The 17,767-nt window shown below is 44.0% G+C and carries 17 protein-coding genes; 10 read left to right on the forward strand and 7 right to left on the reverse strand.

Annotated features, from left to right (window positions below):
- Positions 1-28: 28 nt before the first annotated feature.
- The 6 genes from BDD43_RS00965 to BDD43_RS29850 are packed head-to-tail and all read left to right on the forward strand — an operon-like array spanning position 29 to position 6,155.
- Positions 29-1,180, forward strand: coding sequence for a porin (locus BDD43_RS00965; RefSeq protein WP_246001388.1), 1,152 nt, complete (start codon positions 29-31; stop codon positions 1,178-1,180).
- 9 nt (positions 1,181-1,189) lie between these two features.
- A complete protein-coding gene (locus BDD43_RS00970; RefSeq protein ID WP_121195769.1) occupies positions 1,190-2,620 on the forward strand; it encodes an anion permease in 1,431 nt (476 codons plus the stop codon).
- A gap of 48 nt (positions 2,621-2,668) precedes the next feature.
- Positions 2,669-3,340, forward strand: a complete 672-nt coding sequence (locus tag BDD43_RS00975; protein ID WP_121195770.1) for a succinate dehydrogenase cytochrome b subunit — start codon at positions 2,669-2,671, stop codon at positions 3,338-3,340.
- Complete coding sequence (locus BDD43_RS00980) at positions 3,334-5,244, forward strand: fumarate reductase/succinate dehydrogenase flavoprotein subunit (protein ID WP_211339640.1); 1,911 nt, start codon at positions 3,334-3,336, stop codon at positions 5,242-5,244. The genes BDD43_RS00975 and BDD43_RS00980 overlap by 7 nt, the downstream gene beginning before the upstream one ends.
- Before the next feature lie 8 nt (positions 5,245-5,252).
- A complete protein-coding gene (locus BDD43_RS00985; protein ID WP_121195773.1) occupies positions 5,253-5,999 on the forward strand; it encodes a succinate dehydrogenase/fumarate reductase iron-sulfur subunit in 747 nt (248 codons plus the stop codon).
- A complete protein-coding gene (locus BDD43_RS29850; RefSeq protein WP_162846950.1) occupies positions 6,000-6,155 on the forward strand; it encodes a hypothetical protein in 156 nt (51 codons plus the stop codon).
- 859 nt (positions 6,156-7,014) lie between these two features.
- On the opposite strand, the gene BDD43_RS00995 is transcribed toward BDD43_RS29850, so the two are convergent.
- From BDD43_RS00995 to BDD43_RS01005, 3 genes are all read right to left on the reverse strand, one after another.
- Positions 7,015-8,085: an alkene reductase gene (locus tag BDD43_RS00995; protein WP_121195777.1), complete on the reverse strand. Its 1,071-nt coding sequence runs from the start codon at positions 8,083-8,085 to the stop codon at positions 7,015-7,017.
- Positions 8,086-8,171: 86 nt separating this feature from the next.
- Entirely contained in the window at positions 8,172-9,155 is a 984-nt protein-coding gene (locus tag BDD43_RS01000) for a helix-turn-helix domain-containing protein (RefSeq protein ID WP_121195778.1), read from the reverse strand.
- A gap of 13 nt (positions 9,156-9,168) precedes the next feature.
- A complete protein-coding gene (locus BDD43_RS01005) occupies positions 9,169-9,525 on the reverse strand; it encodes a winged helix-turn-helix transcriptional regulator (protein WP_121195780.1) in 357 nt (118 codons plus the stop codon).
- Positions 9,526-9,644: 119 nt separating this feature from the next.
- Here BDD43_RS01005 and BDD43_RS01010 point away from each other — a divergent pair, with 119 nt between their 5' ends.
- On the forward strand, positions 9,645-10,628 hold the full coding sequence (locus BDD43_RS01010; RefSeq protein WP_121195782.1) for a quinone oxidoreductase family protein: 984 nt from the start codon (positions 9,645-9,647) through the stop codon (positions 10,626-10,628).
- Positions 10,629-10,640: 12 nt separating this feature from the next.
- Entirely contained in the window at positions 10,641-11,018 is a 378-nt protein-coding gene (locus BDD43_RS01015) for a DoxX family protein (RefSeq protein WP_121195784.1), read from the forward strand.
- 138 nt (positions 11,019-11,156) lie between these two features.
- Here BDD43_RS01015 and BDD43_RS31005 read toward each other — a convergent pair whose 3' ends face one another.
- The 3 genes from BDD43_RS31005 to BDD43_RS01030 form a co-directional block, all read right to left on the reverse strand.
- The gene (locus tag BDD43_RS31005) at positions 11,157-11,273 is read right to left on the reverse strand and encodes a hypothetical protein (RefSeq protein WP_121195786.1); all 117 of its coding nucleotides are present in this window, start codon (positions 11,271-11,273) and stop codon (positions 11,157-11,159) included.
- A 356-nt stretch (positions 11,274-11,629) separates the two neighbouring features.
- Positions 11,630-14,062, reverse strand: coding sequence for a TonB-dependent receptor domain-containing protein (locus tag BDD43_RS01025; protein ID WP_121195787.1), 2,433 nt, complete (start codon positions 14,060-14,062; stop codon positions 11,630-11,632).
- A gap of 123 nt (positions 14,063-14,185) precedes the next feature.
- On the reverse strand, positions 14,186-14,533 hold the full coding sequence (locus tag BDD43_RS01030; RefSeq protein WP_121195789.1) for a hypothetical protein: 348 nt from the start codon (positions 14,531-14,533) through the stop codon (positions 14,186-14,188).
- 113 nt (positions 14,534-14,646) lie between these two features.
- On the opposite strand from BDD43_RS01030, the gene BDD43_RS01035 reads away from it, so the two are divergent.
- Together BDD43_RS01035 and BDD43_RS01040 are read left to right on the forward strand one after the other, a co-directional pair.
- Entirely contained in the window at positions 14,647-15,195 is a 549-nt protein-coding gene (locus BDD43_RS01035) for an RNA polymerase sigma factor (RefSeq protein WP_121195790.1), read from the forward strand.
- 6 nt (positions 15,196-15,201) lie between these two features.
- On the forward strand, positions 15,202-15,612 hold the full coding sequence (locus BDD43_RS01040; RefSeq protein WP_121195791.1) for a hypothetical protein: 411 nt from the start codon (positions 15,202-15,204) through the stop codon (positions 15,610-15,612).
- Positions 15,613-16,216: 604 nt separating this feature from the next.
- Here BDD43_RS01040 and BDD43_RS01045 read toward each other — a convergent pair.
- On the reverse strand, positions 16,217-17,713 hold the full coding sequence (locus BDD43_RS01045) for an alpha-L-fucosidase (RefSeq protein ID WP_162846951.1): 1,497 nt from the start codon (positions 17,711-17,713) through the stop codon (positions 16,217-16,219).
- Positions 17,714-17,767: the final 54 nt, after the last annotated feature.

Consider the following 17,767-nt stretch of genomic DNA (forward strand, 5'->3'; position numbering starts at 1 on the left):
TTAATCAAACGTTCTCTATCATCACCATGTGAAACATCTTACCTTACAAGTCCTGATGCTGTTTGCCTGTTTTCAGGTTTCAGCGCAGCAAACGGCAGCAACGCCGCAAGTCAATACCGATACCATCAGGAATTTCTCTGCCTACAAAAGATCTATCACTTTTGCCGGGCTTTTACAAACCCGGTTCCTCTGCTCACTGACCAAAGATGTGGATATTAACGGCAAGAATTTCGATCCGGCTGCTACGGCCACTACGGGCCAGATCACCAACAGCTTTATGCTGAAGCGCGTGCGTTTTGTTGTAAAAGGTACGGTAAATGATCACTTCTCCGCCAACCTGCTGGTCAACTTCGCGGAATTTAACAGCGATCCGGCCAATAAAGTATTGGAGAATGCCTACGTCAAATATACGCTCAGCAACTATCTGAACGTACAGGCCGGCCAGTTCCGGCCGTTTTTCGGCATCGAAGATGTGGTCCCTAACGATATCATCCGTACGCTGGATTATTCTAACCAGTATTATGCCTTCGGTGCGAGCGGCTGGCAAAGTTTCCAGACTGGTGTTGCCATATTCGGCAATATTAATAAAGGCGGCCGGTTGCGCTATTATGCAGGAGCTTATAACGGAAACAACCGCAACCAGGCCAATGATAACGACAATGCCAAGAACGTATATGGCAGGCTGGAAGCAGATGTATTTAAAGGGCTGACCCTGGGTGTTAACGCCGCACAGGGCAGCTTGGGCAACGGTAACGGTAATGCACTGGGTATTGATGTAAAGGGAGGTCTTACCTTAAATGAACGATGGGAATTGTCGTTGGGCGGCGAATATAAAACCGGGACAAATTTTGCCTTATACAATGCCTTAATGGTGAAACCCCGATTAAGCGATGTGCGGATGCAGGGTTTTTATATATTCCCGATAGTGCGCTACAATACTAATATGAGCAGGATCAGAGGTATCGAGTTCTCTTCCCGCTACGAATATTTCAACGAGAACTACAGGTTTGATCACAACTCCAGGCAAACCGTTATACCCAACGTATCCCTCATTTTTGCGGATGATTTCTATGCCGCACTGCAATTAGGCGTGTCCATCGACCTCTATCAAAAAAACGTTCCGTTTACTACGGCTTATAACCACAACCTGGCTTATCTCCAATTACAGGTACGCTTTTAATTTTTAATCATGAAAGAGATCAATTTAAAAGCCTTCGCCATTACGCTTGTGGTAGGCCTCATCATTTGGTTCATTCCGGTGCCCGAAGGCGTTAAGCCCAATGCCTGGCATTTGCTGGCCATATTTGTAGCCACCATAGTCGGCATCATATTAAAAGCCGCGCCCATGGGTACCATGGCGATGCTGGGTATTACGCTCTGCGCCGGTACGCAGGTACTGGCCCCGGGCAACCCGGTTAAATCCATTACCAATGCCTTAAGCGGTTTTGGCAATTCCACCATCTGGCTAATCGGACTGGCATTTTTTATTGCCCGCGGCTTTATTAAAACAGGTTTGGGTAACCGGCTCGCTTATAATTTTATCAAATTGTTTGGGAAAAGCACGCTGGGTTTAGCTTACGGACTCAATACCGCCGATCTGATACTTGCACCGGCCATACCCAGTAATACGGCAAGGGCCGGAGGGGTGATCTTCCCGATCATGAAATCTATCGCGGTAAACATGGGTTCAGAGCCGGAAAAGCCGGAAACGCATCGCAAAATAGGCGCATTCCTCACATTGAGCAGTTATAATGCCAATATGATCACTTCAGTGATGTTCCTAACCGCTACGGCCAGTAACCCCATGGCGCAAAAGTTTGCTCATGATTTGGGGGTCGACATCACCTGGGGTAGCTGGGCAATGGCAGCCGCGATACCGGGTTTGGTTTGCTTTTTACTGGTGCCTTTATTCCTTTATAAATTCTACCCGCCCGAGCTCAAGCAGACCAAAGAAGCGCCTGCCATGGCGGCCGCTAAACTGAAGGAAATGGGTAAGATCTCGCTGCAGGAATGGCTGATGGTGGCTACGTTCATCGTCCTGCTGGTGCTTTGGATCTTTGGTAACCTGATGTCTATCGATGCCACTACCGGCGCGCTTATCGGCCTTTGTATCCTGCTGCTTTGCGGTGTACTAAGCTGGGAAGATGTCAAAGCTGAAAAAGGCGCATGGGATACCATTGTGTGGTTCTCGGCCCTGGTGATGATGGGCTCATATTTGAACTCTTTGGGATTGATCGGTTGGTTCGGCCATCTGGTAGGCGGCAGCATGAAGCAATTCAGCTGGCAATTGGCATTTCCTTTAATCATTCTCGTTTATTCTTATTGCCATTACCTATTCGCCAGTGCAACTGCGCAGGTGGCGGCTATGTACTCTGTGTTTTTAGCGGTGGGTATAGCCGTGGGCGTACCAGGGCCGATGCTAGCTATTTTTTTAGGTGCCTGCCCCACACTGATGGGTTCGCTAACGCACTACGGCCACGGACCTGCACCTATATTCTTCGGCAGTACTTATGTGGATATGAAGGACTGGTGGAAACAGGGCTTTTTCATGAGCGTACTGTTCCTCTTGGTTTGGTTCATTGTCGGTGGACTTTGGTGGAAGGTTATCGGCTCGTGGTAGCCAACGAATGAATCTGATTAAATAATAATTGCCGATAAAATCCAACTTATGAAACAAACAACCATTCAATATAAACTCGTAATGGCCGGCACAGGCTTGTTCCTTTGCTTTTTCCTGGTGATTCATTTGCTGGGCAACCTGCAATTGTTGTTGCCTGCCGACGAAGCTAAAGAGCAATTTAACTGGTACTCGCATTTGCTTGCCGGCAATATGCTTATAAAGATCATTTCGTGGGTACTGCTTATCTCGATCATCGCCCATGCGATTTATGCGTTGGTACTGGCCCGAAAAACCAAAAAGGCTAATGGCACCAAATACGTGTACGATAAACGCGCTGATGCCAGTCCCTGGAACAGCCGCAACATGGGTTTGCTGGGCACTGTTATCCTGACGTTCCTGGTAATCCACTTAAAGGACTTTTGGTACGTATCTGATTTTACCACTATGGGACTGGATAAGCAGGGTTATAAGGATATGTATACCGTTGTGGTATTAACCTTTCATCAATGGTGGTATGTGCTTATCTATGAGATTTCCTTTATCGCCCTGGGTTTCCACCTGCTGCATGGCTTTTTCAGCGCCGCCCGTACGCTGGGGTTGTACCATCCGAAATATGTAAAGGTCGTGCGTTATGTGGGCTGGCTGTATACCGCTTTTATTACCGGTGGTTTTATGCTGATACCCATTGTTGTTTACTTTAATAACTTATCATCATGTTAAACTCAAAAATACCCGAAGGCAATCTGGCCGATAAATGGGATAACTATAAAGAACACGTTAAGCTGGTGAACCCTGCTAACAGAAAGAAATTAGACGTTATCGTGGTGGGGACCGGACTTGCCGGCGCTTCCTGCGCCGCATCATTGGGCGAACTGGGTTATAATGTTAAATCCTTCTGTTTCCAGGATTCCCCACGCAGGGCGCATAGCGTGGCTGCACAAGGCGGTGTTAACGCGGCCAAGAATTATAAGAACGACGGCGACAGCGTGTTCCGCATGTTTTCAGATACCATTAAAGGCGGCGATTTTCGCTCCCGCGAGGCCAACGTTTACCGGCTGGCCGAATGTTCGGCCAACCTGATCGACCAGGCCGTTGCGCAGGGTGTACCGTTCGCCAGGGAGTACAGCGGCTATTTAAATAACCGTTCTTTTGGCGGTGTACAGGTATCGCGTACCTTTTATGCACGCGGGCAAACCGGTCAGCAGCTATTGTTAGGCGCATACCAGGCCTTAATGCGGCAGGTGGGAGCCAACAAAGTAAAGACCTACAGCAGGCACGAGATGCTGGACCTGGTGGTGATAGATGGTAAGGCAAAAGGCATAATCACCCGTGATTTGGTCACAGGCGAAATAGAGCGCCACGCGGCAAACGCAGTGGTACTGGCCAGCGGCGGCTACGGTAAAGTTTACTACCTCTCTACGCTGGCAATGGGTTGTAATACTTCCGCCATTTGGCGGGCGCATAAAAAGGGCGCTTATATGTCGGGCGTAAGCTGGATCCAGTTTCACCCAACCTGTTTACCGCAATCCGGCGAACATCAGTCTAAACTGACTTTAATGTCCGAGTCATTGCGTAATGACGGTCGAATCTGGGTACCCAAAAAGGCACACGACGAACGCAAGCCAAATGAGATTCCGGAAGAAGAGCGGGATTATTATTTGGAACGCCGTTACCCCACATTCGGTAATCTGGCGCCAAGGGATATATCCTCCCGCGTAGCAAAAGAACGTATTGACGCCGGTTGCGGCGTTGGGGTTATGAAGAACGCCGTGTTTTTGGATTTCTCCAAAGCCATTAAAGAACAGGGAAAGGAAAAGATCAAGGAGAAATATAGCAACCTGTTCAAAATGTATGATAAGATCAACGCGGTGAATGCCTATGAGGAGCCGATGCTGATCTCACCTGCGGCGCATTTTACAATGGGCGGGCTTTGGGTAGATTATGAACTCATGACTACCATCCCCGGTTTATTTGCCCTGGGTGAAGCAAATTTTGCCGACCATGGCGCCAACCGCTTAGGCGCAAATTCATTACTGCAAGCCTCTGTTGATGGCTATTTTATAGCACCCTATAGTATACCAAATTATTTGGCAGGCGAGTTAAAAGCCGAAAAGATAACTACAGATCACCCGGCTTTTGTCGAAGCCGAACAGACTGTAAAAGAACAATTGCAGCAGTTCTTGAATATCAACGGGCACCTCTCGGCAGATCATTTCCATAAAACATTAGGAAAGCTGTTATACGATGGTTGTGGCTTATCCCGATCCAGAGAGAGTTTAGAGAAGGCTATTGTATCCATTAAAGCGCTACGGGATCAGTTCTATAAAGAATTAAAAATAACCGGCGACCATACGGTGAATAGCGAACTGGAGAAAGCCGGGCGTGTGGCCGATTATCTTGACCTGGGTATATTAATGTGTGAGGACGCTTTAAGCCGCGAAGAATCATGCGGTGCCCACTTCCGCGAAGAATACCAGACCCCGGATGGTGAGGCACTGCGCAATGATGAAGACTACTGCTATGTATCGGCCTGGGAATGGAAAGGCGTAAATACCGTACACGAATTGCACAAAGAGCCACTGGTATTTGAAAATGTATCCTTAACTGTTAGAAGCTATAAATAACCCCGATCATGAAAATATATTTGAAGATATGGCGGCAGGATAGCCCTGCGGCACCCGGCGCGATGAAGAACTATGAGCTTGATGATGTTTCAGCGGATATGTCGTTTTTAGAAATGATGGATCTGCTCAACGAATCCCTTATCCAGAAAAGTGAGCGGGTTGTGGAATTTGACCATGATTGCCGAGAGGGCATTTGCGGGCAATGCGGAATGATGATCAACGGCCGGGCACATGGCCCGCTTAGCCACACCACTACCTGCCAGCTGCACATGCGAAGTTTTAAGGACGGCGACACGATCTACATCGAACCATTCCGCGCTGCTGCGTTCCCGATTGTTCGGGACCTAAAGGTAGACCGTAGTTCTTTTGATAAGATTATCCAGGCGGGTGGCTATATTTCAGCAGCCACCGGCGAAACGCCAGAGGCAAATGGGATCCTGATCTCACATCCAATCGCCGAAGCAGCCTTTGATGCTGCGGCCTGTATCGGCTGTGGTGCTTGCGTGGCCACTTGTAAGAATTCCAGCGCTGATCTTTTTACTTCAGCCAAGATCACCCAGCTTGCTTTATTACCGCAAGGTCAGGTAGAACGCACAGAAAGGGTCATTGCTATGGTTGGCCGAATGGACGCAGAAGGCTTTGGCCATTGCACCAATATGGAGGCCTGCGAGGTAGAATGCCCGCAGGAAATTTCCGTATTGCATATCGCAAGGATGAACTATGAATATAACAAGGCTTTAATAATCTCAGACTAAATGTGGCAGCTAAAACTAATACTGCTACTTACCGATTTTACTAAACGTGCAGAGAGCGCGGCAGACTTTACACTGGGCCCGACAGTAAACAACGATGCTAATTTATTGATATGCAATTCTATTACATCCATCAAACCTTCGGTAAACATTACCTAACTCGTTTCGCCATCTGATAAAGATAAATGTTCTCGCCGTTTCTGAGTCGCCACTGTTTTTGAAAACGTGTTACTAAAAGTATAAACATAAATCTGCAAGAAAAAGCAAATTAGGCAAGAAAACTCATGTTTTGAAGTAGCCACCTCCATACTGGACAGGTTGCTTAATTGCGATTCAGTCCAGATCTTTTTTACACCCAATAGTTTATTGACTAACGCGATAGCGACTGTGATTTCTTTGATTCGATTAATTCGATCTTCTAATCCGTAAAAAACTATTTTTCGGGGTTGGATCGGACTAATTATCGACCACAGAATATCTAATACAGAACTATAGTTCTTATTCATAAATAACATTTTTATGTGGTGAATACTTTTAGAAGTCAAGGGAAATCGCTATTTTCATAGGAACGAAAATTTGGATAAAGTTCAAAAATGCCTGTTTGGGATAGTTTAAACGATGATTTTAATATGGATTTTCAAAAAAAAACTCTGCCAAAACTCTGCCAAAAACACTAGAAAACTGCAAAATGAAAAATCAAAAACCGCTCTCCGAGCATCAAAAACGCAGTTTGAGTAATGCAATAACGGCTCTTAATAATCCGATATTCTCCACACATTGAAAATGAGGCTTTTAGATTAAAAATCTAAAAGCCTCATTTATTTTAGTACAACTAAAGTCAATACTTTCCATTTTTTTTAACTCCTTTATTTTGAGATAGGTCATTTTCTGAAATTATTGACAAAGGATAACCCCAATATAATAGAGCTTTTAAGTACGCCTAAAGAACAACTTTTTGCCCCGGCGGCAGAAGATACCGCCGGAACTTGTGGACATGTATGAGATTACCAGCAACAGGTCAGTTAAATAAAACCGGGTAATCGGTATAACCTTTTGCGCCGGGTGTATACAAAGTACTGAAATCAGGTGCGTTTAACTCCGCTCCGTTAATGATGCGTTGCTCCAGGTCCGGATTTGCTAAAAAGGCCCTGCCAAAAGCAATAAGGTCCGCATCTCCTTTATTTAATTCAGCTTCCGCTTTTTCGGCTGTAAAGGTGTTACAATAAATAATTATCCCCTCAAATTCAGTCCGGATCGCTGTTAAGGTATGTGCAGGCACCTGCGGATTAATGCTGATGTGTATATAAGCAAGCCCTATCCGGTTAAACTCCCGGCTTAAATGAATATAAGTTTCCTCAGTAGCATCGGCATCATAAGCTTGCAGGTCACCAAGGGTCGAGTTAGGCGATATCCTGACGCCAACTTTTTCCTTACCGATAGCGTCTGCTACACTTTGCGCCACTTCCAGGGCAAACCTGGCCCTGTTTTCTATGTTGCCACCGTATATATCCGTGCGGTCATTCACATTCGGGTTCAGGAACTGCTCAATGAGGTAGCCGTTTGCCGCGTGTAATTCCACACCATCAAAGCCTGCTGCCATAGCATTCTTTGCGGCTGTTACATACCCGCTGATCACATCTTTTACACCCTCAGTAGATAAGGCTACAGGAACCGGGTAATCCTGCATACCTATGGTATCAGTATGCATTTGCCCTGCTGCCGCTATAGCTGATGCGCCTACCACCTGAACGTCCTCGGGAAGGTTCGCCTGGTGCCCGATACGGCCGGTATGCATCAGTTGCAAAAATATTTTGGTATCGTTTTGGTGTACTGCGGTTGTTGTTAATTTCCAACCTTCAATTTGGTCCGGCGAAAATATACCCGGAATGCGTGCGTAACCCAAAGCTTCAGGGGCGGGTGCAGTGCCTTCGGTGATGATTAAACCTGCGCCCCTGCGCTGGCTATAATATTCGGCCATCAGGGCGTTTGGTATATTGCCAATAGCACGCCTGCGGGTCATGGGGGCCATCACTAAATGATTTTTCAAATTAAGGGACTGGCTATTGTAGGGCATGAGTAACTTTTTCATATCGTTTGTTTTTATATTTTAAATGATAAGTCAAAGGTCGGCAGGATGCCGAATTTAAAATAGCGCGCTTCGCCCGAAAAATAGTCCTATCCGCCTGATGCGTATTTTTTTGGTTTTTGCTGATGGTGCCGCTCAAATAAGCGGGTAAAATGGCTTAAATTACTAAAGCCTAATTGATAACCAGCCTCGCTTACCGAGTAATTTTTATGTTTAAGTAGATAGGCCGCTTCTTCCATGCGGGCCGTTTGATAGTAATTGTAAATGCTATCACCAAATACCTGGCGGAACAGGTCTTTCATTTTGGTTTCGCTTAGACCACCTAATTTAGCCAGGTCAGGCAAACTGGGAGGCCGATTAAGATCGCTGAGTATAGCTTTACGGATAATAGCAAGCTTTTCTGCATCGGCTTTATTAACGGGGTTATGACTGGTAGATTGACGGTTGTGCAGCTGACTAAACACTTGATAGAGCAGCGTTTCCGCTTTAAGCCGATAGTAAAAGCCACCTAACCCGTTCTCTGATTGCGTTTCCGAAAGCTGCTTGAGTGTCATTTGTGTTTCAGTCCCCATACTTTCATAAAAAAGAAAAGATTCTTTGGGGTTAACAATGGTATTGATTAAATAATCAGGACGATTAAGTTCCAATAAGCCTTTAAGGCGCGTTGCACTCAAGCCTATAACAGTAAAATAGATCTCGGCATTGGCCGGAAAAGTGATCAACGAATCTAAATTATTAGATGCAATCTGGATCGCCATATCGTTATAACGGCTAAAATTCTGTTTTTGCTCGCCATCTGTAATCAGGCTTCCTGGCTCCTCATTATTATAGAAAATTACGCTGATGAAGCTTGCAGGTTCTGTTGAACCTATCCGTTTTAAAATCAACTCCTGGTTAAGCCGGTACCGGTGTATCAGCAAGCGGAAATCATCATTCAAATCAACGCGGCGTACAAACCCTTCGCCAAGGGATGAAGGAATTTGTAGCTCATTATTCACTACAGGTACTTTCAAGGCTTCAGCAAATGCCGTCAAAAAATTAAACTGCGGCTGGGTAACAAACTCTATTAACATGTTTTGCGATGGTTTACTTAGCGCTCATTTCTTTTATAACCCGCTCCCGGTGCTGAATCCCCCAGGAAGCCATCTCATCAATAATAGGCGTAAGTGTGAGCCCGTAAGCGGTCAATTCATACTTCACGGTAATGGGTTTTGTATCCATTACGGTCCTCTTAATTAAACCGTTTATTTCCAATTCCTGCAACTCTTTGGAAAGCATCTTAGTTCCGATACCGTCAATTATCCGTTGCAATTCCATGTATCGCTTTTCACCAAAAACGGATAAGCTCGCAATGATCATCACTTTCCATTTTCCGCTTAAAATGTCTTTTACATCATTTACCGCCTTAAATTTTTGCAGGCAATCGTTTGATATCTTCTCCATAACTAACTCTTTTATAAATACATTCCCAAAGTAAAGTTACTTCCCTTTGGGAAACACATGTCTTTTGTAAAGTTAGCCGATTAACTTTGCAATTCATAAAAAATAAAAGGGAGATTAAAATGAAAACAAATAAATCAAGCGCCGTGGTGTTGGTTGAACAGACCGGACCACCGGGCGTTTTAAAATATCAAACCATCGTATTAAAGGAACCCGGAGATGGAGAAGTGCTAATTGCTCAAAAAAGCATCGGCGTAAATTTCGTAGATGTTTTTTTCAGAAACGGGACGTTTCCAATGGACTCCTATCCTGCTCCAATAGGTTCGGAGGCAGCAGGTGTTATCGAAGCTGTTGGTGCCGGGATTAAAGATTTCGCTATTGGCGACCGCGTAGCCTATCCTTTTGCTATTGGAGCATATGCTGAAAGCAGGATTATTCCAGCCACCAGTTTATTTAAGCTTCCTGATGACATTTCCTTTGACCAGGCTGCTGCTGTTTTGGTAAAGGGTCTTACTGCCCATATGCTCCTCAATCAAAGTTACCGTGTTAAGGCCGGCGATATTGTTTTAATACACGCCATGACAGGTGGAGTGGGTACCGTATTGAGTGCCTGGGCAAGGGCGTTGGGGGCTATTGTGATAGGGACAGTGGGAAATGCAGCCAAAAAAGAGCTGGCCTTACAGCGTGGCTTTGAGCATGTCGTCGATTTACAATCCGAAAATTTTGCTGAAGTAGTCAATAAAGTAACGAAAGGCAACGGCCTGGATGCCGTATATGATGGCACGGGCCAGGCAACTTTTCAAAAATCTATCGAATTAGTTAAAGCTGGAGGTAGTGCGATATTATACGGCTGGCCTTCTGGCATGCCGGTTATAAACGCAGAAGAAATGGAGCAAAGGAAGATTCAATATGTCAACCCTGCCCTTTATCAATACCTGGAAAACCGCGAAAGGATAACCTTAGCCGTTACCGGGATATTTAATTTGGTAAGAGAAGGTATATTGGATGTCCAAAAACCAACCGTTTATTCATTAGCGGATGCTGCAAAAGCACATGCCGATCTGGAGTCCCGCCAAACTACCGGTAGTATTATTCTTAAACCATAATCTTAGAAAAAAATGAAAATTCAAAAGATCACTTATTGGATAGCCACCGGCCTTTTAGTGCTGGGCATGTTAGCCACGTTTGCCAATTATTTCTTTAACCCCGACTTCAAAAAGATTTTCGCGCATCTCGGATTTCCCGATTGGTTCCGTGTCGAACTCGGCATTGCCAAGCTGCTGGGCGCATTTGCGGTAGCTATCCCGGCGGTTCCTGCGCGTGTTAAGGAGTGGGCATATTTCGGTTTTTTACTCAGTTTCTCATCTGCAGTCATTGCCCATTATAACGCGGGTGACCCTGTATTTAATATGGTAGCACCGCTCATTATGCTTTTGGTTTTAGTGGTATCATACATCAGTTTCCATAAAGTGATATTGCAAAAAAAGTTAACCTGATGTAAAATAAGCTCTTAAAAAACATTTTGTTATCGGCAATTGAATTATCAACTGCCGATAACATCAATCCTTTACAGGATTTAGTAATTCGCTCACTATGTTTTAGCCCCCAATACGCTATGCTATCAGCCACAACTTTTAGAGAGAAAGTCCGTATGCTGTTATTTCGTAACTGGCGGATAATAGCTTGGCCCAGGCAACTGTTTTCTTAATAAGTCCGTTCATTTCCAGCTCTTGTATTTCCCGGCTAAGCATTTTACCGGACACAAATCCTTAACCAAGTGTTTTAAATAAGAATTCCGACCGTCCCAAAGGACGTAAATATGTTGCTTCCTGTCTTGTTAATGCAAGGCAAAGGTGGTTAGTACCTTGATTTAGCTGAAAAACAAACAAAAATGGCCAGCTCTGAAAGATACTTAACAAAGAAGAAAAGGTTTTATGGTAACTTAATTCTTTATGAGGTCGTCTCAAAAGTAAATTCAAGGCTCTAAGAATTGCTTATACGAAAACGACCTCAGTCACCTACCAGAATAAATTAAAGAAAAGAGGCTGTTCCCAATACTTGGTGAGACAGCCTCATAATCTTCAAAATAACACTTATAAGATCATCATTAATTTGCCACATCATTATTCTCGATAGACCTCCGGCTTTTATTAACTCCATCATTGAGGCCGCCAAATTTATAATTCAGGCTAATGCCGAATGACCGGTAATAATCGCGGGAATTATACAACTGGTTAAAGTCGGGACCGAATGTACGGGCAACATTATTCCTATAACCGGTAAAGGGGTTATTTACTCGCACTGCAAACCCCAGTTTGTTTTTAATCAATTCCTTATTCGCGCTAAAAGCTGTACCAAAAAAACCATTCGAATATCCCTGCAAGCCGGTAGGGTTACGGCTCACTATATTAAGGTCGGCATTTACGGCCCAACCTTTATCGAAACGGAAGCCGTTTGAAAAGGAAAAAGAATACATCAGCATATTGTTATGCACAACAACACCATCAGAAATCCCCTGTAGCCATAAATACATTACGTTGCCATTAAGGCTTACATTATAAACTTTGCTAACCGGATAAGATACCGACAGGTTGCTCCCCGCGCTGCTTGATTTGCCTGTATTTTCATAAGTGGTTCGTGTAATTTGAGTTGCAGGGTCAAAGTCGGCTACCTGCAAATCCAGGTTGTTCATAAACGAATAATCAAGCCCTATGTTTAAAGATAATTTTTTGTTACTGCTGTACCCTGCCTGAATATCGTTTAACAATACAGGGCGCAGGTTGGGGTTGCCCGTTACCTCAAAGTTAGGGTTCGAGCGGTTGATGTAGGGGTTAAGCCTGTTGATGCCCGGCCTGCGGATGCGTTGTGAGAAACCAAAGTTAAGTGCGGTTTGATCGCTTAAGTTTTTACCCACCGAGATGGATGGCAGCACATTAAAATAATCCTGATCGGCGGTAGTAGCGGTGCTGATGAAATCTGCCCTGATAACGGTTTCCTCTACCCTCACCCCGGCGTTGATGTTCCAGCTTTTTAAATTGATTTGGTAAAAATTGTAGGTGCTGAAAACATTTTGTTTATTGGTATATTGGTTGGAAAGCGCCGTATTGAGATCAAACTGCCCGGTAGTACTGTTAAAACTGTTGTAGCCAAAGTTGCTGTTACTGGTGCGCAGGATGCCTTTTACACCAGCCTCAATGTTTATATGTTTAATTGGGGTTACAAAATCAGCCTGTAAAGTATGTTCGTTAAAATTTTGTTTGTCGTTTTGGGTATAATTGGGGGTGTTAAAATTTACCGGGTTGGTAATAGCTACGTCGCCATTGCGGTTGTTACGGTTGCCGGAGTATTGATAAGAAAAAGTGAGCAACCTGTTTTTAACCGCTTTAAATCCAATTTGGTAATTAATGGCGGCATCGCCTCCATAGCTTGTTCCTTTATTGTTGTTTAACAGATCATAAGCCTGAGTAACTACGGGGCTGCCATTTAGTTGGGATGCCTGGCTCATATAATCGGTAGCCCGGCTGCCATTCAGGTTAATCTGGCCCGAGATTAAATGAAGCGAATCTATCTCATAACTCATTTCGGTACCAAAATAGGCCGTTTTATTGTTTGCCCGCCGCTCTCCGGTTTGCAGCAGGCTGGTAGGGGCCGCATCAAAGGTTTCCCTGCTGTTGGTAAAACTGGTTTGCGGGTTGTTAACTATACTTGCGCCAGCGAAAGCAGAGATAACGAACTTGCCGCTTTTAGCAGTAAAAGAGCCACCTGCTCCCGGGCCGCCAACAGGGAAACTTTCGTTAGCATTGAGTGTGCCTGTGTAACCATTGCTTACTTTCTTTACAGTGATGATATTGATGATACCCGCAAGACCTTCGCCATCATATTTAGATGGTGGAATGGTGATAACTTCTATTCTTTCTATAGTGGAGGCAGGCATACTTTTAAGTATCGCATTTAAATTGCTTTCCACACTGGCAGATGGTTTACCGTTAATTAGTACTTTAAAACTCGAATTTCCCTTTAACAGAATGTTATCCTGCCCATCCAAAGTAATATAAGGAATTTTATGCATCATTGCTAAAACGCTGCTGGATTTGCTTTCAGGGTCGGCTGATAAATCGTATATAATACGATCTGCTTTCTGTTTAATAATAGGCTTTGTTGCCGTTACACTCACTTCTTTTAAACTATTCGATTGCTGCTTCAAAACAACCGTGCCCAGGTCAGAATCTTTTTGCAGATCAAGCGAAAATATTTTCGGCTGGTAGCCAATAGCTACAATTACGATATGATAAGTTGCCGGGGCAAGTGACGAAAAAGCAAATGAACCATCTTCTTTGGTTACCCCTGCCCTAATGGTTTCACCTTTGTCGTTGTTTAACTTTATCGTGATAAAAGCTAATTTGTTACGCGAGGCCGAATCGGCTATGGTGCCTTTTAGCATCAATTTACCCGTGTTGGTTTGCGCAAGTATGCTACTGGTTTGTGCTAAAAAAAAGGCAAATAATAAAATTATTCTTAATGTATGTTGTTTGGTTTTCATGATATTTAAGATTTGATTATGGTAAATTTGAGCAAAGCAATCCCCGTAAAGACCGGAGGCCTTTAAAAATTTTGCTGTATTTACAGGGATTGCTTTTAAGGGTATGTTACCCCTAAGTTTTGATTAAAGCGACTGCTTATCGCGGTGATTGCGGATAAAAAGGTAATAAAGGAAGAAACCGGCTGCTACAAATAGCATTTCCACTCCGTAAGGTAACGGTGAATCTTCGGCACTGTAAGGGATAAATTGCATTACTATTAAACCTAAACCGGTAGTCATCATTATGATGGCCCATTTCATAGCTTCGGTACCAAAGCCCGAAAGCTGTTGTAAAAATTTAAGTCCGGTTTCGTCTAAAGGTCCAGCATCAATAATGCGTTTCTTTAAACGGTAATTATACAAGGCAAGAATGAAAATCGCGATAAGGATAAAAAATACGATTACGATTATAAATGGCATTAACTGTTTCATGATGTTTTAATTTAAATGATTTTGATACAGTAGTCTTTAAAAATAACACAACGGTTGCAAATATTTTTTTTATTTTTTGCAACCGTTAGCAGGCCGAAGCCGACTACTATACTATGTTTAATGAAAAGGAGGTTGTAACCAGGATATTAAAAGGAGATTTCCGCGCTTTTGAACTATTGGTAAAACAGTATGAAAAGCTGGTTTTCTTTGTAGTGAACCGGCTGGTACACCACCTGCAGGATAAGGAAGATATTTGCCAGGAAGTTTTTATAAAAGTACATCAAAGCCTTGCTAAGTTTCAGTTTCAATCTAAACTATCTACCTGGATAGCACGAATAGCCTATTTAACCGCTGTTGACCATGTTAAAAAAAACAAGGCAGAACGGCAGGCAGATTATCCGGAAAATATAGATCATTATCATTTTACAGAGCAGAGCCCGGAAGTGGAACTGGTAAAAAAAGATACTGCGGCCTATGTTAATTTGCTCATAGAACAAATGCCTTTACAATACCGCACCGTTTTAACGCTGTATCACTTAAACGAATTTACCTGCCCCGAAATTGAACAAATTACCGGCATACCTGAGGGAACGGTTAAGAGCCACCTTTTTAGGGCACGAAAACTGTTAAAAGAAAAAATAGAACACGATCTTAAACATTAAAGAATTATGAAAAAATTAACCGATGAACAGATACAGGCGCTATTAGAAAGCGGATTAAACCCTGCTGACGAGATTTCGAATAGTTCAGAAAAAGAACAGATGGATAGCTACCAGTCTTTGTTTAAAAAACTAAAAACAGAACCTGAGCAGGGTTTGCCATTTAATTTTTCCGCCAAAGTCACCGGTCAGCTAAAACTAAAATTGAAAAAAAGAAGTGACATCAGGTTTAATTTGCTTGCTGCATTAGGAATAATAGCCGGATTATTTGCCGCATACGCAATTTTAGCAATAGTTGATAATGATGCTGGTAACACCTTTTTGCTGGCAATTTTTAAATTTAAATGGTTGCTCGTTTTTTGTTCTTTTTTATTGTTAAGTACTTTGATGTTTGATCAGCGAACCGTTGAAAAGAATTAAATACTAATTTTTGATAAGAAACATTTGGAAAACTATTAGAATACAAAGCACCGCTAAAAACAAATAAAAATGCGTCGCTTGTATATGCTTTACTTGTAATAATTCTGCGCTTTTACCAGGTTTAAACTTACCAGTATCAGAAAAAAATAAGGGGTAATTTTCTTTTCATAAATACAATTTATAGCGTTAATTTTTCTGTGGTTTACCTAACGTAAAGGCTGGTTCAGCCTGCGTAAACTTCGTTGTATTTACAAATTTAGGAGGAGGCAGATCATAGAGGGGGTAAATAGAGACCAAACTAGGGATACAACTAGGTCATTATTAAGATAACTCCTGTTATTCATGACCCACCTGTGTGTTAATACCTTAACCACCAGGATCAATTTAGGCTATACGGGTACATTTTGTGGCAAACGTACCCGTATAGTATCCTTGTAACTGCATGCAAATAGGTAGACCGTATTGTTCTTAACGGTTATGTTAATACCAGGCCCGATGATTTTAGATCGCGCCATTGGCAGGCTCGGGCACGGACGCCTTGGATGCCGTTTCATGCCCGGCTTTTATTTTTGATCCGGGCAAATGGAAGCCGTCCAACACCGGGTCAACGCTTAGGCGAAAGCTTTACCACTCTCACTTCCTTGCCAGGGATACCGTCAGGTACGGACACCGAAAGTTTTTCACCTTCGTTTGTAACGGTGAGCTTTTCGTTGCTACCGAGCAGATTGGCCTGATATGAGCCGGCTAATCCAGTGATCGAGATGTCGTCGTAAGTTTTATCAGGAAGAAGATAAAGGTAGCGCACTTTCCCCTTCTCAGTGGCGAGTACTGTGGATGTTTCCCTGCCCTGCAGAGCCCGGGTGCCATAGATAGCCTCGCCGTTAATCTTCATCCAGTACGCTAATTTATCAATGTTCTGGTATGCTTCGGGCGCCAGATCGCCGTTACCCATCGGCCCGATGCCAAGCAGGGTATTGACACCCGCCGCACGAGACCGGACGATCTCCGTCAGCACATCATTAAGCGGGCGGTAAGGCTTTTTCAGATATGACCACGCACCGTTCCAGGTCGTACAAAATTCACCCCATTCGTCTGCCTTGAGGTGCAAATCGGCTGGCAACTCCCGCTCTGGCGTTACAAAGTCCCCGCCTTTTCCATGGAAACGCGAATTCATAATGATGCCCGGTTGAAGTTCGTGGATCCGTTCGATGGGCATGATGGAGGCGAAGTCTGGGACACCCGCCTTCCCGTCGAACCAGATGATGTCGATCTTTCCATAATTGGTCAGCAGTTCTTCCAGTTGACCTCGAACCTTGTCGGCATAGTCCTTTTGGTGAGCTTTAATCTCTTCAGGCGTATGCTCCTTTTGTGGCGCGTAATTCATGTCAAGCCTGGGTACTTGCGGATATTTTCTGGCCCCTGTATAATGAAAAAAATTCATGTAGTCACGGTCAATATACCAATCCGGACCAGAGAAATAGAGCCCTACTTTCAATCCCACCTTACGGCAGGCGTTTACATACTCGCGCACCAGATCACGCCCTGCCATGGGGGTGTTTCTGGTTGTGAGATCACTATAGGCCGAAGGCCACATGCAAAACCCATTATGGTGTTTGGTAGTGAGCACGGCATAGGTAAATCCAGCCTCTTTGGCCTTTTTAAGCCAGATCTCAGGATGGTAGTTGTAGGGATTAAATTGCTTTGCCATAGCCCAATATTGCGCCGGGGTGATCTGGTTCTTCATGTACTTCCGTTCGCGGATCATTCGGTCAATATCAGCGGAAGGGATCTCCTTTTCCCAGGGGATACCACTGTCAGACATTCCACGTCCGGCGATAATGGGCCATGAAATGCTAACCGGGCCGGTGGAGGCTTCATCCCAATGCAGAAACAGCCCCAGGCCCGCGTCAGGGAACCACTGCGCATCTGGGTTTTGTGTGTGCCGGTTGCTTCGCGTCTCTTTCCCAATACCAATACCGGCGTGTTCGTCTTGAGCCTCCTTTTTGTTGACTGTAACAGGTGGTTGATTATTAGTACCCTTGGGGGTTTGGCCTAATGCAAATAATGGGATGAATAAAAAAGGTGCGATAAACTTTTTCATGAAAGTTATATTGATAGTTAATTTAATTAACATTGTATTAGCTTCAGTATTGAT

It is taken from the genome of Mucilaginibacter gracilis (assembly GCF_003633615.1).
Taxonomy (GTDB): domain Bacteria; phylum Bacteroidota; class Bacteroidia; order Sphingobacteriales; family Sphingobacteriaceae; genus Mucilaginibacter; species Mucilaginibacter gracilis.

Coding starts and splice junctions, on each gene's coding strand:
- BDD43_RS01035 (WP_121195790.1), top strand. CDS start 14,647: ATGTTTAATGAAAAGGAGGTTGTAACCAGGATATTAAAAGGAGATTTC.
- BDD43_RS01010 (WP_121195782.1), top strand. CDS start 9,645: ATGAAAACAAATAAATCAAGCGCCGTGGTGTTGGTTGAACAGACCGGA.
- BDD43_RS01005 (WP_121195780.1), bottom strand. CDS start 9,525: ATGGAGAAGATATCAAACGATTGCCTGCAAAAATTTAAGGCGGTAAAT.
- BDD43_RS00970 (WP_121195769.1), top strand. CDS start 1,190: ATGAAAGAGATCAATTTAAAAGCCTTCGCCATTACGCTTGTGGTAGGC.
- BDD43_RS01040 (WP_121195791.1), top strand. CDS start 15,202: ATGAAAAAATTAACCGATGAACAGATACAGGCGCTATTAGAAAGCGGA.
- BDD43_RS01015 (WP_121195784.1), top strand. CDS start 10,641: ATGAAAATTCAAAAGATCACTTATTGGATAGCCACCGGCCTTTTAGTG.
- BDD43_RS00980 (WP_211339640.1), top strand. CDS start 3,334: ATGTTAAACTCAAAAATACCCGAAGGCAATCTGGCCGATAAATGGGAT.
- BDD43_RS01025 (WP_121195787.1), bottom strand. CDS start 14,062: ATGAAAACCAAACAACATACATTAAGAATAATTTTATTATTTGCCTTT.
- BDD43_RS00985 (WP_121195773.1), top strand. CDS start 5,253: ATGAAAATATATTTGAAGATATGGCGGCAGGATAGCCCTGCGGCACCC.
- BDD43_RS00975 (WP_121195770.1), top strand. CDS start 2,669: ATGAAACAAACAACCATTCAATATAAACTCGTAATGGCCGGCACAGGC.
- BDD43_RS01045 (WP_162846951.1), bottom strand. CDS start 17,713: ATGAAAAAGTTTATCGCACCTTTTTTATTCATCCCATTATTTGCATTA.
- BDD43_RS01000 (WP_121195778.1), bottom strand. CDS start 9,155: ATGTTAATAGAGTTTGTTACCCAGCCGCAGTTTAATTTTTTGACGGCA.
- BDD43_RS29850 (WP_162846950.1), top strand. CDS start 6,000: ATGTGGCAGCTAAAACTAATACTGCTACTTACCGATTTTACTAAACGT.
- BDD43_RS00995 (WP_121195777.1), bottom strand. CDS start 8,085: ATGAAAAAGTTACTCATGCCCTACAATAGCCAGTCCCTTAATTTGAAA.
- BDD43_RS31005 (WP_121195786.1), bottom strand. CDS start 11,273: ATGCTTAGCCGGGAAATACAAGAGCTGGAAATGAACGGACTTATTAAG.
- BDD43_RS01030 (WP_121195789.1), bottom strand. CDS start 14,533: ATGAAACAGTTAATGCCATTTATAATCGTAATCGTATTTTTTATCCTT.